The 16,862-nt window shown below is 65.0% G+C and carries 14 protein-coding genes; 9 read left to right on the forward strand and 5 right to left on the reverse strand.

The genetic code is table 11. The annotated features are described in order from the left end of the window. Positions 1-148 precede the first annotated feature (148 nt). The 9 genes from HV753_RS21045 (at position 149) to HV753_RS21085 (ending at position 10,883) form a co-directional block, all read left to right on the forward strand. The gene (locus HV753_RS21045; protein WP_175176526.1) at positions 149-1,285 is read left to right on the forward strand and encodes a C45 family autoproteolytic acyltransferase/hydrolase; all 1,137 of its coding nucleotides are present in this window, start codon (positions 149-151) and stop codon (positions 1,283-1,285) included. Between the two features lie 35 nt (positions 1,286-1,320). Then, a complete protein-coding gene (locus HV753_RS21050) occupies positions 1,321-2,883 on the forward strand; it encodes an ABC transporter substrate-binding protein (RefSeq protein ID WP_175176527.1) in 1,563 nt (520 codons plus the stop codon). A 524-nt stretch (positions 2,884-3,407) separates the two neighbouring features. Then, positions 3,408-4,046 carry a GntR family transcriptional regulator gene (locus tag HV753_RS21055; RefSeq protein ID WP_175176528.1) on the forward strand — a complete coding sequence of 213 codons (639 nt, stop codon included), beginning with the start codon at positions 3,408-3,410 and terminating at the stop codon, positions 4,044-4,046. 1 nt (position 4,047) lies between these two features. Next, positions 4,048-4,545 (forward strand): ureidoglycolate lyase, encoded by a 498-nt coding sequence (locus HV753_RS21060; protein ID WP_246288336.1) that lies wholly within the window; start codon positions 4,048-4,050, stop codon positions 4,543-4,545. A 24-nt stretch (positions 4,546-4,569) separates the two neighbouring features. Continuing rightward, entirely contained in the window at positions 4,570-5,496 is a 927-nt protein-coding gene (locus tag HV753_RS21065; RefSeq protein WP_175176530.1) for an allantoinase PuuE, read from the forward strand. 44 nt (positions 5,497-5,540) lie between these two features. After that, positions 5,541-6,542 (forward strand): Bug family tripartite tricarboxylate transporter substrate binding protein, encoded by a 1,002-nt coding sequence (locus HV753_RS21070; RefSeq protein WP_175176531.1) that lies wholly within the window; start codon positions 5,541-5,543, stop codon positions 6,540-6,542. Between the two features lie 104 nt (positions 6,543-6,646). Beyond that, positions 6,647-7,153 (forward strand): RNA polymerase sigma factor, encoded by a 507-nt coding sequence (locus HV753_RS21075; RefSeq protein ID WP_175176532.1) that lies wholly within the window; start codon positions 6,647-6,649, stop codon positions 7,151-7,153. Positions 7,154-7,202: 49 nt separating this feature from the next. After that, complete coding sequence (locus tag HV753_RS21080) at positions 7,203-8,180, forward strand: FecR family protein (protein WP_175176533.1); 978 nt, start codon at positions 7,203-7,205, stop codon at positions 8,178-8,180. 186 nt (positions 8,181-8,366) lie between these two features. Beyond that, on the forward strand, positions 8,367-10,883 hold the full coding sequence (locus HV753_RS21085) for a TonB-dependent siderophore receptor (RefSeq protein WP_175176534.1): 2,517 nt from the start codon (positions 8,367-8,369) through the stop codon (positions 10,881-10,883). A gap of 80 nt (positions 10,884-10,963) precedes the next feature. Here HV753_RS21085 and HV753_RS21090 read toward each other — a convergent pair whose 3' ends face one another. The 5 genes from HV753_RS21090 to HV753_RS21110 all read right to left on the reverse strand — a co-directional run bounded on the left by HV753_RS21090 (position 10,964) and on the right by HV753_RS21110 (position 16,825). After that, positions 10,964-12,514 (reverse strand): ABC transporter substrate-binding protein, encoded by a 1,551-nt coding sequence (locus HV753_RS21090; RefSeq protein ID WP_175176535.1) that lies wholly within the window; start codon positions 12,512-12,514, stop codon positions 10,964-10,966. Between the two features lie 192 nt (positions 12,515-12,706). Continuing rightward, positions 12,707-13,327, reverse strand: a complete 621-nt coding sequence (locus HV753_RS21095; RefSeq protein ID WP_175176536.1) for a GntR family transcriptional regulator — start codon at positions 13,325-13,327, stop codon at positions 12,707-12,709. Between the two features lie 83 nt (positions 13,328-13,410). Continuing rightward, positions 13,411-15,066, reverse strand: coding sequence for an ABC transporter ATP-binding protein (locus HV753_RS21100; RefSeq protein ID WP_175176537.1), 1,656 nt, complete (start codon positions 15,064-15,066; stop codon positions 13,411-13,413). After that, on the reverse strand, positions 15,063-15,884 hold the full coding sequence (locus tag HV753_RS21105; protein WP_175176538.1) for an ABC transporter permease: 822 nt from the start codon (positions 15,882-15,884) through the stop codon (positions 15,063-15,065). The genes HV753_RS21100 and HV753_RS21105 overlap by 4 nt, the downstream gene beginning before the upstream one ends. After that, complete coding sequence (locus HV753_RS21110; protein WP_006223711.1) at positions 15,881-16,825, reverse strand: ABC transporter permease; 945 nt, start codon at positions 16,823-16,825, stop codon at positions 15,881-15,883. Before HV753_RS21110 ends, HV753_RS21105 begins: the two co-directional genes overlap by 4 nt. Positions 16,826-16,862: the final 37 nt, after the last annotated feature.

The raw sequence follows: 16,862 nt of genomic DNA on the forward strand, positions 1-16,862 counted from the left end.
GGGCGACGCCTTGATGACGTCGCCCAGCGCCTCTCTGGGAAAACCCTGAGCAATATTGGCGCCAAAATAAGCTAACATTTTTGAAATATTCATTCCCCTCCCGGATTTCCCCTTCCGACTACACGGCGCGCTCCGCCGCTTTCCGTCCATGACCCAGATCACCCAATTCCCCTTCGTATCGGTTTCCGGCACCCCGGAAGCCCGTGGCCGTTCCTATGGCCAGCAAGCCGCCGACCGCGTGCGCAAAAGCGCCGCCATGTATGGCCAGACGCTGGTCGACCTGGGCTACGACGCCATGGCCCGCACCCAGCTCATCGCCCATTTCGCGCGTGAAATCGAAGATTTCGCCCCGCACTACCTGGAAGAAATGCGCGGCATCGCCGCAGGCGCCGAGGTGTCGTTTGAAGACATCGTGATGGTGAACGCGCGCACGGAAGTCGTTGCCAAGGCGCGCGCCGAAAAGAAGAAGGCCGCGGAACTGGAACCGGGTGACGGCTGCACCGGCGCCTTGATCCTGCCTACCCGATCGGCCAACGGCAACCTGATCCACGGCCAGAACTGGGACTGGCGCGCGGAATGCGCCGAAACAGCCATCGTGCTGCGCGTGCGCAACGACAATGGCCCGGATATCCTGACGTTCGTGGAAGCCGGCGGCCTGGCCCGCAGCGGCCTGAACAGCGCTGGCGTGTCCATCACCGCCAACTACCTGGAATCCGACCGCGACTTCCGCCAACTGGGCGTGCCGCTGTCGCTGATCCGCCGCAAGGTGCTGGAACAGCAACACTTCGCGCTGGCGATCAAGGCCGTCGCCACCACGCCCAAGTCATGCTCGAACAACATCATGATCGGGATGGCCGCGGGCTTTGGCGTGGACTACGAATGCACCACCGATGAAGCCTTCCCGATCTATCCGGGCGCCGACGACCTGATCGTGCACGCCAACCACTGGGTCAGCGAAGTGGCCCTGGGCAAGCTGCGCGACACCGGCCGCGCCAGCACCCCGGAAAGCGCCTACCGCGACTGGCGCGTGCGCCGCCTGCTGAACGAAAAAACCCAGCTGACGCGCGAAGACCTCAAGCGCGCCTTGTTCGACGACTTCGGTGCGCCCTATTCCGTTTGCCGTCCGCCGCGTCCCGGCAGCCACGACAACCTGTCGGCCACCGTTGCCATGGTGGTCATGGAGCCGGCCGCCGGCCTGATGGAAGTGGCGCCGCTGCCCGCACTGAACCGTACGTTCACCCGTTACAGCCTGACCGCAGAACCTGAACTGCTGGCTGCCGCCTGAGCGGCGATGCGCCCGCGCAACCCGAGGAAATATCAATGAAGAACCATTGTTTGAGCGCCGCGGTTGCGCTGGCGCTTGCCGGCCTGGCCGGCGCGGCCGCCGCACAATCCGCGCCGCCGCTGCGTATCTCGCTGACGGCCGACATTCGCTCGACCGAACCCGGCGTCAACCGCGACAGCAACAGCGATGCGGTGGTGCTGCACATCGTGGAAGGCCTGGTGGCCTATGGCGAAGACGCCGAAGTGCGCCCCTTGCTGGCCAAATCGATCGACGTCAGCCCCGACGGCAAGACCTATACGTTCAAGCTGCGTGAAGGCGTCAAGTTCCATAACGGCAAGCCCATGACCTCGGCCGACGTGCTGTGGACCTGGCAGCATTACACCGCCGCCAATTCGGGCTGGCGCTGCGCCAGCGAATTCGACGGCCGTGGCACGGTGAAGGTCACGGGCGTGGACGCACCGGATGCGCAGACGGTCGTCTATCACCTGGAGAAACCCACCAGCCTGTTCCTGGCGTCGCTGGCCCGCGCCGACTGTGGCGGCACCGGCATCCTGTCCAAGGATTCCGTCGGCCCGGATGGCGCCTGGATCAAGCCGATCGGCACCGGCCCGTTTGAACTGGCGGAATGGAAACGCGGTGAATACATCCGCCTGACCAAGTTCGCCGGCTACGCCAACCTGGACGGCAAGCGCGACGGCTACACCGGATCCAAGCGTCCGCTGGTGGACGAAGTGCGCTTCATGATCGTGCCGGACGATTCCACCGCCAAGGCCGCTTTGCAACGCGGCAACATCGACATCATCGAAGATGTCTCGAACAACGACGTACCGGTGCTGCAAGGCACGCCCAACGTGAAGGTGGCGTATGCGCCGGTGATGAGCATGACGGCGCTGCTGCTGCAAACCAAGGATCCGGTGCTGTCCAACCCGAAGATGCGCCAGGCCCTGGCCCACGCCATCGATTACAAGCAGTTGGCCGCCGCCGTGACCGAAGGCCTGGCCGAGCCCAACAATTCCATCGTGCCGCTGGTGTCGCCCTACCATGACGCGGTTCAGAAGCAGGGCTGGAATTACGACCCGGCGCAGGCGCAGAAGCTGCTGAAGGAAGCGGGCTACAAGGGCCAGGAATTGTCGATCCTGACGACCAAGCGCTATCCACAGTCCTATAACTCGGCCGTGATCGTGCAGGCGATGCTGCAATCGGTCGGCATCAATGCGCAGTTGTCGGTGGTGGAGTGGGCAACGCAGCTGGACCGCTACAACGCAGGCACCTACCAGATGATGACGTTCCCGTATTCCGCGCGCCTGGATGCGGCGCTGAACTACGAGATGGTGACGGGCGACAAGTCCAAGCAACCGCGCAAGGTCTGGGACAACCCGGAAGCGGCGAAGCTGGTTGAAACGGCCTCCGTGGATACCGATCACGCCAAGCGGCAGGCGACGTTTGACCAACTGCATCAGTTGTTCCTGGCGGACGTGCCCAGCATTCCGCTCTATAACGGACTGGATATCGGCGCCTTCCGCAGCAACATCAAGGGATATCAGCCTTGGGCGGTGAAGAAGCCGCGGGCTTGGGAAGTGGAGCGGGTTGCGCAGTGAGCGCTGCAAGGCGGTGAAGTAGGCCGCCCATCGGCGCAGGCGCCCTGATGGCGCGCGCCCACGATTGCGGTCCGGAGCCTTCGCTCCGGACTGTCCCTTCGTCATCTTCGTTGCGGCCTGCGGCCGCTTCCTTCAGATTCCCTCGGGCGCATCGAGGTTGCGCGCCATCAGGGCGCCTGCACCGACGGGCTACCAGCGTCTTGGCGGTGCTTGCCTGCAAGCGACCGCGCACCTATTGGACGTATTTCACGCTTTCCCCAGGCTTCTGCCCGCTCCATCGTGGGCTCCCCCTCCTGCGCCAATTGCGTCCCCCTTCTGGGCGCCACCCCTTCTCGATTCCGCTTCCGGATTGGGGCATTTCCTTTTCCATATCTGCCCTTCGCCTGCGACAGCGAGTTCGGCTCGCCTATTCGGGATACTACTGGTATCCCACTGGGATACCAATGAAGTACCGTTCAGCCATCGCATGGCCGCGCCCTGTTTTTCTCGGGGGCGGCGCCGCTTCCATTCCCTGCTACACGCTCATGAACGCTACGCAACGCACCTATCAAACGCTTCTGGACCAAATCGTTTCGCGCCGGATTCCGGCTGGCGAGGTGCTGGAAGAGCGCCGCCTGGCCGATGAATTGGACGTGTCGCGCACGCCGTTGCGCGCCGCCATGAATCGGTTGCTGGGCGAAGGCATGCTGGAGCGCCTGTCCAACGGGTCGATCGTGGTGCGTTCGTTCGGCGTGACCGATCTGCTGGAATTGCTGCAAATCCGCAGCCTATTGGAAAGCGAGGCGGCGGCGATGGCGACGGGGCGCATTCCGGCCGAGCCGCTGGAAGGACTGCGCACGCGCCTTCAGGCGATGCTGAATGCCCAGACCCCCGACGAAAAGTCGGATTGGGAAGTCGACAACGCGCTGCATGACCTGGTGGCTGCCTACTGCGGCAACCGGAACCTGGCGTCGATGATCACTGCGACCCGCCGGCAGGTGCGGATGTGCGATGTCGAGCGCTTGCCCCAGCGGCAGGTGCAAGCCAGGGAAGAACACCTGGCGATCGTGCAGGCTCTGCTGTCCGGCGATTCCGCCCGCGCGCGCCAGGCGATGGCCGCCCATTTGGAGAGCGTGCGCCGCAGCTACGTCAACTCGCTGGGCTACCTGACCCATGGCGCATGACATGACGACTCCCCCGCTCACGGTGCGCGCGCAGCCGCTCACCGCCGAAGCGTTCGCGCCGTATGGCGAGGTGATTGCGCACCAAGGCGCGGAACGCCGCCATTTCCTGACGGAGCCGATGCGGCACGGACAGCAGGTCTCGCGCCAGGCATGCTGGGTCAGCCGCGTGAATGGGCGGGCGGCCGGCCCGGTTGCGATCGAACTGATGGAGCGGCATCCGCATGCGGCCCAAACCTTCGTTCCATTGACGGCGACGCCCTACCTCGTCGTGGTCGCGCCGACCGGAACCGACGGTTTGCCAGACATGACGCGGTTGGCGGCGTTTCTGGCTTCCGGCAGCCAAGGCGTCTGCTATCGCGTCGGCACCTGGCATCACGGGCTGACCGTGCTGGACGGGCCGGCGGAATTCTTCGTCCTGATGGGCCAGACGGGCCGCGGCGACGACGATGAATTCTGGCAGGCGCCGGCCCCGCATGCCGTCGTTTCCCTTCCTGGTTGATTCCTTTTTGGTGGCCTGTCCGTCATGAACTTCGATCCTCTCCACCTGCGCCGCGATTTCATCGGCTATGGCGCAAATCCCCCCGATCCCCAATGGCCCGGCGGCGCGCGTCTGGCGCTGAACCTGTGCATCAACTATGAGGAGGGCGGCGAGCCTTCGGTGCCGGACGGCGACCCGGAATCCGAGACCGGGCTGACCGAAGGCGGCGCGGGCGGGTTCACCGGACGTGACCTGGCGGCCGAATCGATGTTCGAGTACGGCAGCCGCATCGGCTTTTGGCGGGTGCATCGGCTGCTGCAATCGCGCGGCATGACAGCGACGGTGCTGGGCTGCGGCCTGGCGCTGGAACGCAATCCCGAGGTCTGCGACGCGATCAAAGCGGCGGGCTATGACGTCTGCGCGCACGGCTGGCGCTGGGAACGGCATCAGAACCTGACGATGGAACAGGAGCGCGAACGCATCCGCCGCACCGTGGAATCCATCACCCGTTCAGTGGGGTCACGTCCGCTGGGCTGGTATTGCCGCTACGGCCCCAGCCTGAACACCCGCGCGCTGCTCGTGGAGGAAGGCGGGTTCCTGTATGACTCCGACACCTACAACGACGAACTGCCCTACTGGACGCAAGTCGACGGCAAGCCGCATCTGCTTGTGCCCTACGGCCTGGCCAACAACGACGCGAAGTTCATCCGCGGCGGCATGGCCACGGGGCAGGATTTGTTCGAATACCTGCGCGACGCCTTCGACATGCTTTACGAGGAAGGGTCGACGGCCCCCAAGATGATGTCCGTGGGACTGCACCTGCGCCTGGTCGGCCAGCCCGGCCGCGCGGCGGGGCTGGCGCGCTTCCTGGACCACGTGGCCGCCCATCGCGATGTCTGGGTATGCCGCCGCGCGGATATCGCCCGCCACTGGCACGCCTGCCATCCGTTCGCCCAGGACGCGCCGCGCTGATTCGTTTTCTGCAATGACCACGTTTTCTCTATCAGGAGAGCAGCATGTCGAAGTACAGGAAATTCAATCGCCGCGGCGCGTTGGCCACGGCGCTGGCGGGATTGCTGGCGCTGGGCCTCGGCTCGGTCGCGCAAGCCCAGACCCAGCCTTATCCCAACAAGCCCATCCGCATCGTCGTGCCCTTTCCGCCTGGCGGTGCGGCAGACACGCTGGCGCGCGCCCTGTCGCAGCAACTGAACGACACGCTTGGCAAGCAGGTGATCGTCGAAAACCGAGCGGGCGCGGGCGGCACCATCGGGACCAATGCCGTGGCCCGCGCGGAGCCGGACGGCTACACGCTGCTGCTGGGCAACGTATCGACGCTGGCGATCGCCCCCAGCCTGTACCCGAATCTGAACTATGACCCGGTCAAGGACTTCCAGCCGATTACCCTCGTCGGCAAGAGCCCGCTGGTCTTCGCGATCAACCCGGCCCTGCCCGCCAGGAGCCTGCCTGAACTCATTGCGCTGGCATCCAAGGAGCCCGGCAAGCTGACGTTCGGTTCTTCCGGCGCCGGCAGCATCACCCATCTGACCGGCGAAGTCCTGAATCTGGCCACGGGCGGCAAGCTGGTGCACGTGCCCTACAAGGGCAGCTCGCCGGTGCTGCTGGCCGTGGCGTCGGGCGAATTGAGCATGGGCGTCACCCAGGTCGTGGAAATGCTGCCTCAGTACAAGGCCGGCCGGGTTGGCGCCGCGGCCGTGACCGGAACCGAGAAGTCGCCGGCACTGCCCGACGTTTCGACGGCGGCATCCCAGGGAGTGAAGGGGTTGGAAGCGACCACGTGGTACAGCCTGATGGCGCCGGCCGGCGTGCCGGCAAGCGTCATCGACCGCTTACAGCCTGCCCTCCAGCAAGTGCTGACCAACCCGGACCTGCGCAAGCGCTACGCCGATGAAGGGCTGATCCTGGCCCCGTCCACGCCGGCGGAGCTGAGCGCCTTCCTGGGCAAGGAAGTCCAGGACTGGGGCGCCGTCATCAAGCAGGCGGGCGTCAAACTCGACTAACGCAACTTGCGGGAGCCGTGGGCCGGGCGGCACAAAGGGGCAATTGCTGTATTGAGAATGATTTGCAATAATGCACGCCCCTTTGTCCCAATGGCCCAAACCCCGTGTCCTCCCGACGCCCGCCCCTACCCGGATGGCTGGCCCATTACGCTGATCTGGTCAGTGCGTGGGCACGGCGCAAGCATGATGCCGACGAGGGGCAGGATGCCGCGCAGAATGCGGCGCTAAGCCTGTTGCAGGCCGCGCAGCCCGATCTGCTTCGGGACCCGGCCGCTTACCTGCGGCGCAGCATCCGCAACGGCATGACGGCGCGCTATCAGGACAAGGTTTCGGTCCATAGCGTGGCTTGGCAGGAATTGGCGGAACACGAGCACCCCGCCGCCGCGGAAGTCGAATCGAACACGCGGGCGTCGCAGCTTTCCGACGCCTTGCAAGAAGCGCTGGAAGAACTGCCCCTGCCTTGCCAGCAGGTCTTCGCCTGGCATCGGCTGGAAGGCCGGACCATGGGCGAGATCGCGCAGCGCATGGACCTGTCGGTCAGCATGGTGGAAAAGCATATGGCCCGCTGCATGCGCCATCTGCATGTCAGGTTGAAGCAGCATGCCCCCTGAGCCCCTGTATAGTCTTCGGCTTCCCAAGACGGCATCAACCCGCGCGCCCATGACGGATCCCTCTCAACCCGATTCCAGCGAACGTGCCTCGCAAGCGGCGGCGGACTGGTTCGCGCGTGTGCGGTCGGGCGGGATGACGCCCGCGCAGCAGGCCGAATTCGAGGTGTGGCGGCGGGCGGATCCCGCCCATGCCGCCGCCTACGCCGAGATGGAAGCCGTCTGGCAGGCCACTGCCCAATTCGACGCCGAACGCCTGCGCCGCGTGCTGCCGTCGCGGCAACCGTCGAATATCGCCCGGCGCCGTCTGGCGTTCGGGTTGGGGCTGAGCGCGGCCGCGGTCGCCGGCGTCAGCTGGAACCTGTGGCCGTCGGACCCGATCCTGCAAGAACAGGTGATCACCACCCGTGCGGGTGAAAGGCGCCAGGTGCTGCTGTCCGACGGCACCATGCTCGAGGTCAACACCGCCACCCGTGCGCGTGTGCGGCTCTATGCAGACCGCCGGACAGTGGACATGGATTCGGGCGAAATCATGTTCTCGGTGACGCCGGATGCGCAACGGCCGTTCCTGATCGACGCGGGCCAGACGCAGGTCCGGGTGACCGGGACCCGGTTCAACGTCCGCCGCGATGGCGATGCGGCGTCTGTCGCCGTCGAATCCGGATCGGTCGCCGTGACGACGGGAAACTGGTGGCGGCGGCAAGCCGTCAACCTGACTGCCGGCCAAGGCGTACGCAAGCCCGCGGGCCAAGCGCTGTCGGACATCGAAACCGTTGACGTGCAGGCGCTGACCGCCTGGCGCCAGGGAAAGATCGTCGTCGCCAACGCGCCGCTGGCGGAAGTCACCGGCGAAATGAACCGCTATCTGGCGCAACCCATCTTGCTGGCCGACGCGCGCCTGGGGCGGCTACGGATCGCGGGCGTCTTCAGCGTGGACGATCCCAGCGCCTTCCTGAATGCCCTGCCGTCGATGATTCCCGTCGAGGTCTTGCGGGGCAACGACGGCGGCATCGTCATCCGCGCGCGCTGAGCCTGCGACGCAAACAATACATTTAGTTTCAATTTACCTGCGCTTTCCATTACGGACTTTTGCGCGTTTTCCACTCTGGACAGTAGCGGTTGCGCGACGGGGTTCCCGTCGCCCTTCCAAAGCACCTTTGGCCAAAGGGAAACCGGCGCCTCGCGCCTGCACGCCTCGTCATGGAAAAGAAGGATCGTGAGCATCACTATTTCGCGCAAGCGCAAACCGGCGCTTTCCCGCCCCGCCCCGTGGCGCACCTGGATCGGCGCGTGCGGCCTGGCCGCCACGCTCGGCACGCTGCCGGCCCCCAACATTGCGCATGCCCAGCCGGCCGCGGTCAGAATCGACATCCCGGCCCAATCCCTGAACCAAGCCCTGTTGCAGCTTGGCCAGCAGGCGCCCATCGAAATCTATTTCGTGCCCGGTCTGGTGGCCGGGCTGAACGCCCGCCAGGTCAGCGGGACCATGACGCCGGAACAAGCGTTGGACCAATTGCTGCAAGGCACTGGCATCCGCTACGTGCGCGACGGGGGCAGCATCACGCTGACGTCGGCGCCGGGGCCGGTGCAGCTAGCGCCCGTCACCGTGACGGGCGCCTTTGACGCCACGTCCGAAAACACCAATTCCTATGCCGCCCAGGCCGTGACCCTGGGCAAGACCGCGGAATCGCTGCGCGAAACCCCGCAGTCCGTCACGGTCATCACTTCGCGCCAGATCGAAGACCGCGGCATGACGACCCTGGCGGACGCGATGACCGCGGCAACCGGCATCACCGTCGTCCCCGACGAATACGTCACTGGGGGCAAGTATTTCTCGCGCGGGTTCCAGATCACCGATATCCGGGTGGACGGCGGCGCAGTTGCCGCGCTGGGTAAGAACGACTTCATCGCGGACCCGGATCTGGTCAAGTACGACCGCATCGAAGTCCTGCGGGGCGCCGACGGCCTGTATTCCGGCGCGGGCGAACCCGGCGGCACCATCAACCTGGTGCGCAAGCGGCCGCTGGAAGGCTTCCAGGCCAAGGGCAGCGTGTCGGCCGGCAGTTGGGACAACTACCGCGCCGTGGCGGACCTGAGCAGCCCGCTGGTGGAAAACGGCAAGCTGCGCGGGCGCATCGTGGCGGCGGCCGACACCAAGCACTACTTCTACGACACCGCAAAATCAGCCGGCCAGACGTTCTACGGCGTGCTGGAAGCCGATGTTGCCCCGCGCACCACCGTCATGCTGGGCGCCAGCTACGACAAGCGCCGCGAAACGCCCTGGTACTACGGCTTGCCCCGCTACAACACCGGCGAGGACATCGGCTTCACCCGCAGCACCAGCCTGGCGACCGACTGGAGCGCCAAGCACCACGAGGCCTGGGACATCTTCGGCGACGTGAAGCACACCTTTGCCAACGGCTGGAAATTCTCGTTGTCGGCCACGCATTCCGCCCAGCACTACAACGACAAGTACGGCTACCTGAGCGGTGCTGTTGACCCGGCAACGGGCGACGGCATGGCCTATAGCGGCGCCTATTTCCGTTCGGCCGGCTACCAGAACCAGCTGGACACCAACCTGGCAGGCAGCTTCGAATTATTGGGGCGTTCGCACGATTTCATCATCGGCGCCGACTACAGCAAACACAAAGCGCACGCCAAGCGCGCCGATCTGACCAGCGGCGGCGCCGTGAACCTGGCGGACGTGTCCCAGGCATATTGGCCCGAACCCGAAACACCCGATTTCGGTGTTGGTACGTCCTACATCGACTTCCCGTATTACGGCGAAGAGCGCTCAGGCGCCTATGCGCGGCTACGCCTGTCGCTGGCCGACCCGCTGCACGTCATCGGCGGGCTGCGGATCAGCAACTACAAGCAGTTCCTGGAGCGCTCTGGCATCGCGGACGACGGCTCCGCCAATTGGACCGAACGCTACAACTTCAAGGACAACGACGTCATCACGCCGTTCGGCGCGGTCACGTATGACTTGAACGAGGCGTGGACCACCTATTTCAGCTATGCCGAGATCTACAAGCCGCAAGCGGGCTACCTATCTGGACCGCAGCCCGGCAAGCCGCTGGACCCGATCACCGGCCGCACCTACGAATGGGGCGTGAAGGGATCGCACATGGGCGGCAAGCTCAACACGTCGGCCGCGCTCTACTACACCGAGCGCAACGGCGAAGCCGCGCCCGACGGCCGCTATCCCAGCGACGCCAACCCCGACGACGGCAGCGCCTGCTGCTACATCGCGCAAGGCAAGGTGGTTAGCCGCGGCATCGACCTGGAAGCCAGCGGCGAACTGGCGGCCGGATGGCAGGTGTATGCCGGCTATACCTTCAACCACAACAAGGATCGCCAAGGCAACCAGCGCTACGCAAAGAACACGCCGGCGCATTTGTTCAAGCTGTGGTCCACCTACCGGCTGCCCGGCCAGCTCAACAAATGGATGGTGGGCGGCGGCGTGACCATGCAGAGCAAGAGCTCGGTCAGCGGCCAGGAATGGGTGCAATCAGGAGGGGAATGGAGCCAGGCGGGCTACACCACCCGGCAGGGCGGCTACATGCTGGCCAACGCGCTGGTGCAGTACGACATCAGCAAGTCGATGAGCGCCACGTTGAACATCAACAACCTGTTCGACAAGCGCTACTACTCGGGCCTGGGTTCCAACAGCAAGAACAACTACTACGGAACCCCGCGCAACGTCATGCTGACCATGCGCGCCACGTTCTAGGCACGGACAAGGCGATCCGGGGCGGTTCTGCCCCGGATCGCCTAGTGCGAGGCGGCGCCCGTCCGGGGCGCCACACACTGTTAATTCACGACCTTGGTTTCCCAGACGCGCGGCTTGCCTTCCCACACCGAGAAGCCCTCGACGCGCTTATTGACCGCCCACGCATCCGCGCCGTTGTACAGCATCAGCATCGGCGTCTGCTCCAGCATCAAGGCATGCAGCTGGTCAAACAGGGCCTGGCGCTTGGCCGGGTCGGACTCCAGGAAACTCTCGTCGATCAGCTTCTGCGCGGCGGGATCGTCCCAGACCTTGCGGGGCTGCTTTGCCTTGTCGCCCGAGAACTGCTCGAAGCTAAGCGACGGATCCAGGCGCGACGAGAACGAGAACGAGCTGATCTGGTATTTGCCGGTGTTGTAGCGGTCCAGCTGCGTGGCCCATTCCAGCACTTCGATCTTGGCGTTGATGCCGACCGATTGCATCATGGCTTGCGCGATCACGGCGACTTGGTAGCTGGGCACGTGGGCACGCTTGTTCGCGTAGATGACGATGGGCTCGCCCTTGTAGCCCGCCTCTTTCAGCAATTGCTGCGCGCGCGCCGGGTCGTACTTGTAGCTGCGCTTTTCCGCTTCCTTGTAATAGGCCGAACCGGCGTGAACCGCCGAGTTGTTCAATTGGCCCAGGCCTTCCGAGGCGGCAGCGACCACCTGCGGGATGTCCAGCGCGGCGGCGATCGCCTGGCGCACCTTCACGTTCTTCAGCACCGGGTCCTGCGTCTGGAACAGCAGCACGTGCTTGACGGCATCGTGCGGGCTGAAAACGGTCAGGTTCTTGGCGCTCTTGAGTTCACCCACATCGGTGTTGGTGATCTGGCTGGCGTCGATGGCGCCCGACATCAGGCCGGCTTTGGACGTGGACGGGTCCGGCACCACGAGGAACTTCACTTCGTCCACCAGCGGACGCTTGGAACCGACGTAGCCATCCGGCTTGTCGCCTTCGGGCGAAACGTAGTCCTTGAACGCGGACAACAAGGTGTATTCGCCGCGCTTCCAATCCTTGAACATATAAGGACCGGTGCCAACGGGCTTGATCCACGAACCGTCCGCTGCGACCGAATCCTTGGAAATGATGGCGGTCATGCCGCAATCGGTGCGCGCCAGCGAATCCAGGAACACCGCCGACTTGCGGTCCACCTTCATCACCACGGTCTTCGCATCGGGCGCCGATACGTCAGTCACCTTCAGGCCGTTACGGCCGTCGAAGTCGCTGCGGCAGCGCCAGTCCGTCTTCGGATCCATGTAGCGCTGCCAGTTCCAGACCACGTCCGCCGAGGTCAACGGGGCGCCGTTATGGAACTTGACGCCATCACGCAGGATGAAGGTGTACGTCAGGCCGTCAGGCGACAGGTCCACCGACTTGGCCAGCAGCGGGCCAACCGTGCCGTTCTCGCGATAGCCGACCAGGCCTTCAACGATATTGAGCACCACGCCGTCGGTCGTGTTGTCGCGATTGACGCCAGGGTTCGTCGACCGGATGTCTGCCGGCTGCGCCACGGTCAGCACGGCGGCATGAACCGGAACGGCGGCAAGCGTCAGGGCGAGCGCAAGCGCTCTGGGAACAAAATGGTGGTGCATGGAAAAGACTCCCCGGCGTGCGGCGCAGATTTCACGCATATATTGGCGCCAAAATAATCTGCTAATTATGGCGACTCTCTATCCCACCGCCATCGGGGGTATCCCTGAAGCGGCGGCGTAAAAGCACCGCGGCGGCCCCCTTTGCAGGTGGGCCGCCGCGTTAGGCAGGCGCAAGCCATCAGGAATCGCGCGTCAGGAAATATCCTGGCCCACGTGCTGAGCGATGATTTTCTGCAACTGCTTCACGTCGCGCGCCTCCAGCGCCTCGACCATGTCGAAGTGCTCGCGCGCCGAGATCTCGACGCGGGAACGGGTGACCCATTCCTTGGCGGGCGCCGCAGGCCCGCGCGCGCGGGTCTCCTGGATCAAGGCCACCAGTTCACGATTGCTGCACAGGTCGTACATGCCCGCGTGGAACGCCACATTGACTTCGTATTGCTCCAGCAAGGTGCCATCCTGCAGCAGCTTGGCGAAGCGCTCCGCCAGGGTGCGCAACGCCCGGACCTTGGCGGCCGTGACATTGGGCATCAAGTCGGCCGCAGCCCCCGTTTCCAGCAAGATGCGGATATCGCGGATCTGCACATGCAGGTCCGGATCCATTGCATAGACGTGATAGCCCCGGTTCGGGATGTGCGCAATCAGCCGCTTGGCCGCCAGTTGGTCTAACGCCCGCCGGACGTCCAGACGCTTGGCGTCATAACGTTCTTGCAGGTCGATCTGTTTCAACCAGGCGCCGGGACCATACACACCCGACTGAATATCTTGGGCAATACGGTCAACCAGGCCGGGTTGCGTCGCAGCCACTTTCGGCATGGACTACTCCCGTCAATCAATTCCAAAGCGCGTATTTTAGGCATAACTTCTTGCTGCGATAGCAGGGGGTTCCCCCCCTGCCCTCACGCGCTGGCCCGCAAGGGCTCCTGCCCATCCAACCGCCAGCGCAGGCGCACGCCCCCGGTGTCGGTGGATTCCAAGGCGGGAATCGCGGACAACAAACTGCGCGTGTAGTCTTCCTGCGGCCGGTCGAACACGGCGTCGCGCGACCCCTGCTCAACAATGCCACCGTCACGCATCACCACGACCCTGTCGGCCACCTGCTCGACCACACCCAGATCATGGCTGATGAACAGGCAAGAAAAGCCGTGCCGTTCCTGCAAGTCGGCGAACAGGTCCAGCACCTGCGCCCGAACGGTCACGTCCAGGGCCGACACCGGTTCATCGGCGATCACGAACGCCGGACGGCGCACGATGGCGCGGGCGATGGCCACGCGCTGGCGCTGTCCGCCGGACATTTCATGCGGGAAGCGCTTGGCGTACTCGGACCCCAGGCCGACTTCCGCCAGCACCTCGTCCACCCGACGGCGCTTGTCCGCGGACGGCATGTCGCCCAGCATGCGCAGGCCCTCGCCCACCAGTTGCCCGATGGTCATGCGCGGGTCCAGCGAGGAATACGGGTCCTGGAACACCATCTGGCAATTCAGCCGATAGTCACGCCAGGCAGCCGAGCGGCGGTTGACCAACTGGTTGCGGAACAGGATCTGGCCGGACGTGGGCGCCAGCAGGCCGGCGATTGCCCGCCCCAGCGTCGTCTTGCCCGATCCCGACCCGCCCACCACCGCGACGACTTCGCGCGGTTGCACGTGCAGGTCGATGCCGTTCAAGGCGCGCTTGGCGCCGGTGCGGGAAAACAGGCGCTGATGGCCGGCGTAGTCCACCACCAGGTTCTTGACCTCGACGATGGGCGCCTCGGGCGTCAGCTTGCGGGCCGGCAGACGGCGCGGCATCGCGTCCAGCAGCTTGCGGGTATACGGATGTTGCGGCCGTTCCAGGATACCGGCGGTGGTGCCCGTTTCCAGCACCTTGCCGTGCTGCATCACCACCATGCGTTCGGTGTAGCGCGCCACCATCGGCAGGTCATGGCTGATCATCAGCACCGCGGTGTGATGTTCTCGCGTCAGGTCCACCATCAGTTCCAGCACGTCACGCTGCACCACGGCGTCCAGCGCGGTGGTGGGCTCGTCGGCGATCAGCAGCGCGGGCTCAAGCAGCATCACCGAGGCCAGCATCATGCGTTGGCGCATGCCGCCCGAAAACTCGTGCGGCCACGCATCCATCGCCCCCTTGGGATCACGGATGCCCACGCGGCGCAGCATCTCCAGGATGCGTTCGCGGCGCTGGGCCGTGGACAGATTCCTGCGATGCAGCTTCAGGCCTTCATCCAGTTGCCGCCCGATCGGCATGGACGGATTCAGCGACGTCATGGGTTCCTGGAACACCATGCCGATGCGCGCGCCGCGCAACTTGCGCAGCACGGCAGGCTCGGCGCGGGTCACGTCCACGCCCTCGAACAGAATGGCGCCGCCCGCCACCACCAACGGTTCGGGCGTCAGGCCCATGATGGCGCGCGCGGCCTGGGTCTTGCCGCTGCCGGATTCGCCGACGATGCCGACCATTTCTCCCGGCGCGACCTCGAACGACACGCCGCTGACGATCTCGCGGCCGCCTGCGCCCACCGTCAGGCTCAGGTTCGATACGGATACCAGTGCGCTCATTGCACGCCCCTCATGCGGGGATCAAAGCGGTCTCGCACCGCGTCGCCCAGCAGGTTGATCCCCAGCAGCGCCAGCGCAATGGCCAGGCCGGGAAGAATGGAAAGATACGACGCCTGCGCCATGAACGGACGCGCGGCGGCCAGCATGTTGCCCCAGGTCGGCGCGGGCGGCGGCACGCCCAGTCCCAGGAAGGACAGCGCGCTTTCCGCCAGGATCACCCAGCCGAACATGGAAGTGGCCAGCACCGTCAGCGGCGCCACGCAGTTGGGCAGCACGTGCCGGAACATGGTGTAGAGCTCGGAATTGCCCAGCACCCGTGACGATTCGATGAACTCCTTTTCGCGCAGGGACAGCACCGTGCCCCGCACGATGCGCGTCACCGATGGCGTGTAGGCCAGGCCCAGCGCCAGGATGATGCCGTACTTGTTGGCGCCCACCACCGCCAGCAGCCCCAATGCCAGCAGCAGCCCGGGAAAGGCCAGCAGGGCATTGTTGAAGGCCATGATGATGCGGTCGGTCCAACCGCGCACGAAGCCCGTCAGGGTTCCGATGGCCGTGCCCGCCACGATGGCGAAGGTCACGGTCAACAAGCTGATCCAGACGCTGCTGGACGCACCGGCCAACAGCCGCGACAGCTCGTCGCGGCCGAATTCGTCGGTGCCCAGCAGGAAGTCTCCGCCGGGCGGCTTGAGCCGCGCGACGAAGTTGATCTTGAGCGGGTCATGCGGGGTCCAGAAGGCGCCCATGAGCGCCGCGACGATCATCGCCCCGACGATCACGCCGCCCAGGAGCGCATTGGCTGGGATTCGCTTTTTCATTCGGCGGTCACTCTCGGGTCGAAGATGGGATAACACAGGTCGATCAGCAGATTCACGATCACGTAGACCACGCCCACGAACAGCAGACAGCCCTGGATCACGGGATAGTCGCGGGCGAAGATCGAGTCCACCAGCAAGCGCCCCAGTCCGGGAATGGTGAACACCGTTTCCACCACCGCGATGCCGCCCAGCAGGTTGCCCAGCACCAGGCCGATCAACGTCCAGGTCGGGCCGAAGGCGTTGCGGAAGGCGTGGCGCATCAGCACGGCCGATTCAGACAGGCCCTTGGCGCGCGCATGGGTGATGTAGTCCAGGCGCAGCACTTCCAGCGTACTGGCGCGCGCCATGCGCATCAGCACGCCGATCTCGTGCAGGAACAGCGTCAGGATCGGCATGGCCAGGTACAGCAGGCCCGCCTTCCAGTCTTCGCCGATGGACACATAGCCCACCACCGGCAGCCATTGCAGCTTCAGGCCAAAGAAAATCAGCAGCAGCAAGCCCAACCAGAAGGTCGGGATGGACACCAGCAGGGTTGCCGAACCGACCAGGAACAGGTCGGGCCACTTGTTCTGCTTCCACGCCGCGATCATGCCGGCCGGCACGGCGACCAGTGCGGCAAACAGCACCGCCACCAGCACCACGCGCCCGCTGATCAGGAAGCGGTCCCACACCAGCGGCAGCACGGGCTGACCGGTGTTGATGGACGACCCCAGGTCACCATGCAGCATGTTGCCGAACCAGATACCGAACTGGGTCAACCAGGTCTGGTCCAGCCCCAGGCGCGCACGCAAGTCCGCCAGGGCGGCAGGCGTGGCCAGGTCGCCCAGCAGCAATTGGGCAGGATCGCCCGGAATCAGCCGGATCATCACGAATACCGCCACCGCCACGATCAGCAGGGTCGGCACGGCCATGACAATTCGGGATAGCGCAAAACGCAGCATGGCCCTCTCCTATTCCTGTACGCGGTGCGGCGATTGG

It is taken from the genome of Achromobacter pestifer (assembly GCF_902859625.1).
GTDB classification, from domain to species: Bacteria; Pseudomonadota; Gammaproteobacteria; order Burkholderiales; family Burkholderiaceae_B; genus Achromobacter; species Achromobacter pestifer.

What these genes read in the sequence shown, in the direction of transcription:
- HV753_RS21060 (WP_246288336.1), top strand. Translation starts at nt 4,048, where the DNA reads ATGACGACTCCCCCGCTCACGGTGCGCGCGCAGCCGCTCACCGCCGAA.
- HV753_RS21070 (WP_175176531.1), top strand. Translation starts at nt 5,541, where the DNA reads ATGTCGAAGTACAGGAAATTCAATCGCCGCGGCGCGTTGGCCACGGCG.
- HV753_RS21055 (WP_175176528.1), top strand. Translation starts at nt 3,408, where the DNA reads ATGAACGCTACGCAACGCACCTATCAAACGCTTCTGGACCAAATCGTT.
- HV753_RS21105 (WP_175176538.1), bottom strand. Translation starts at nt 15,884, where the DNA reads ATGAAAAAGCGAATCCCAGCCAATGCGCTCCTGGGCGGCGTGATCGTC.
- HV753_RS21065 (WP_175176530.1), top strand. Translation starts at nt 4,570, where the DNA reads ATGAACTTCGATCCTCTCCACCTGCGCCGCGATTTCATCGGCTATGGC.
- HV753_RS21050 (WP_175176527.1), top strand. Translation starts at nt 1,321, where the DNA reads ATGAAGAACCATTGTTTGAGCGCCGCGGTTGCGCTGGCGCTTGCCGGC.
- HV753_RS21045 (WP_175176526.1), top strand. Translation starts at nt 149, where the DNA reads ATGACCCAGATCACCCAATTCCCCTTCGTATCGGTTTCCGGCACCCCG.
- HV753_RS21090 (WP_175176535.1), bottom strand. Translation starts at nt 12,514, where the DNA reads ATGCACCACCATTTTGTTCCCAGAGCGCTTGCGCTCGCCCTGACGCTT.
- HV753_RS21110 (WP_006223711.1), bottom strand. Translation starts at nt 16,825, where the DNA reads ATGCTGCGTTTTGCGCTATCCCGAATTGTCATGGCCGTGCCGACCCTG.
- HV753_RS21080 (WP_175176533.1), top strand. Translation starts at nt 7,203, where the DNA reads ATGACGGATCCCTCTCAACCCGATTCCAGCGAACGTGCCTCGCAAGCG.
- HV753_RS21095 (WP_175176536.1), bottom strand. Translation starts at nt 13,327, where the DNA reads ATGCCGAAAGTGGCTGCGACGCAACCCGGCCTGGTTGACCGTATTGCC.
- HV753_RS21100 (WP_175176537.1), bottom strand. Translation starts at nt 15,066, where the DNA reads ATGAGCGCACTGGTATCCGTATCGAACCTGAGCCTGACGGTGGGCGCA.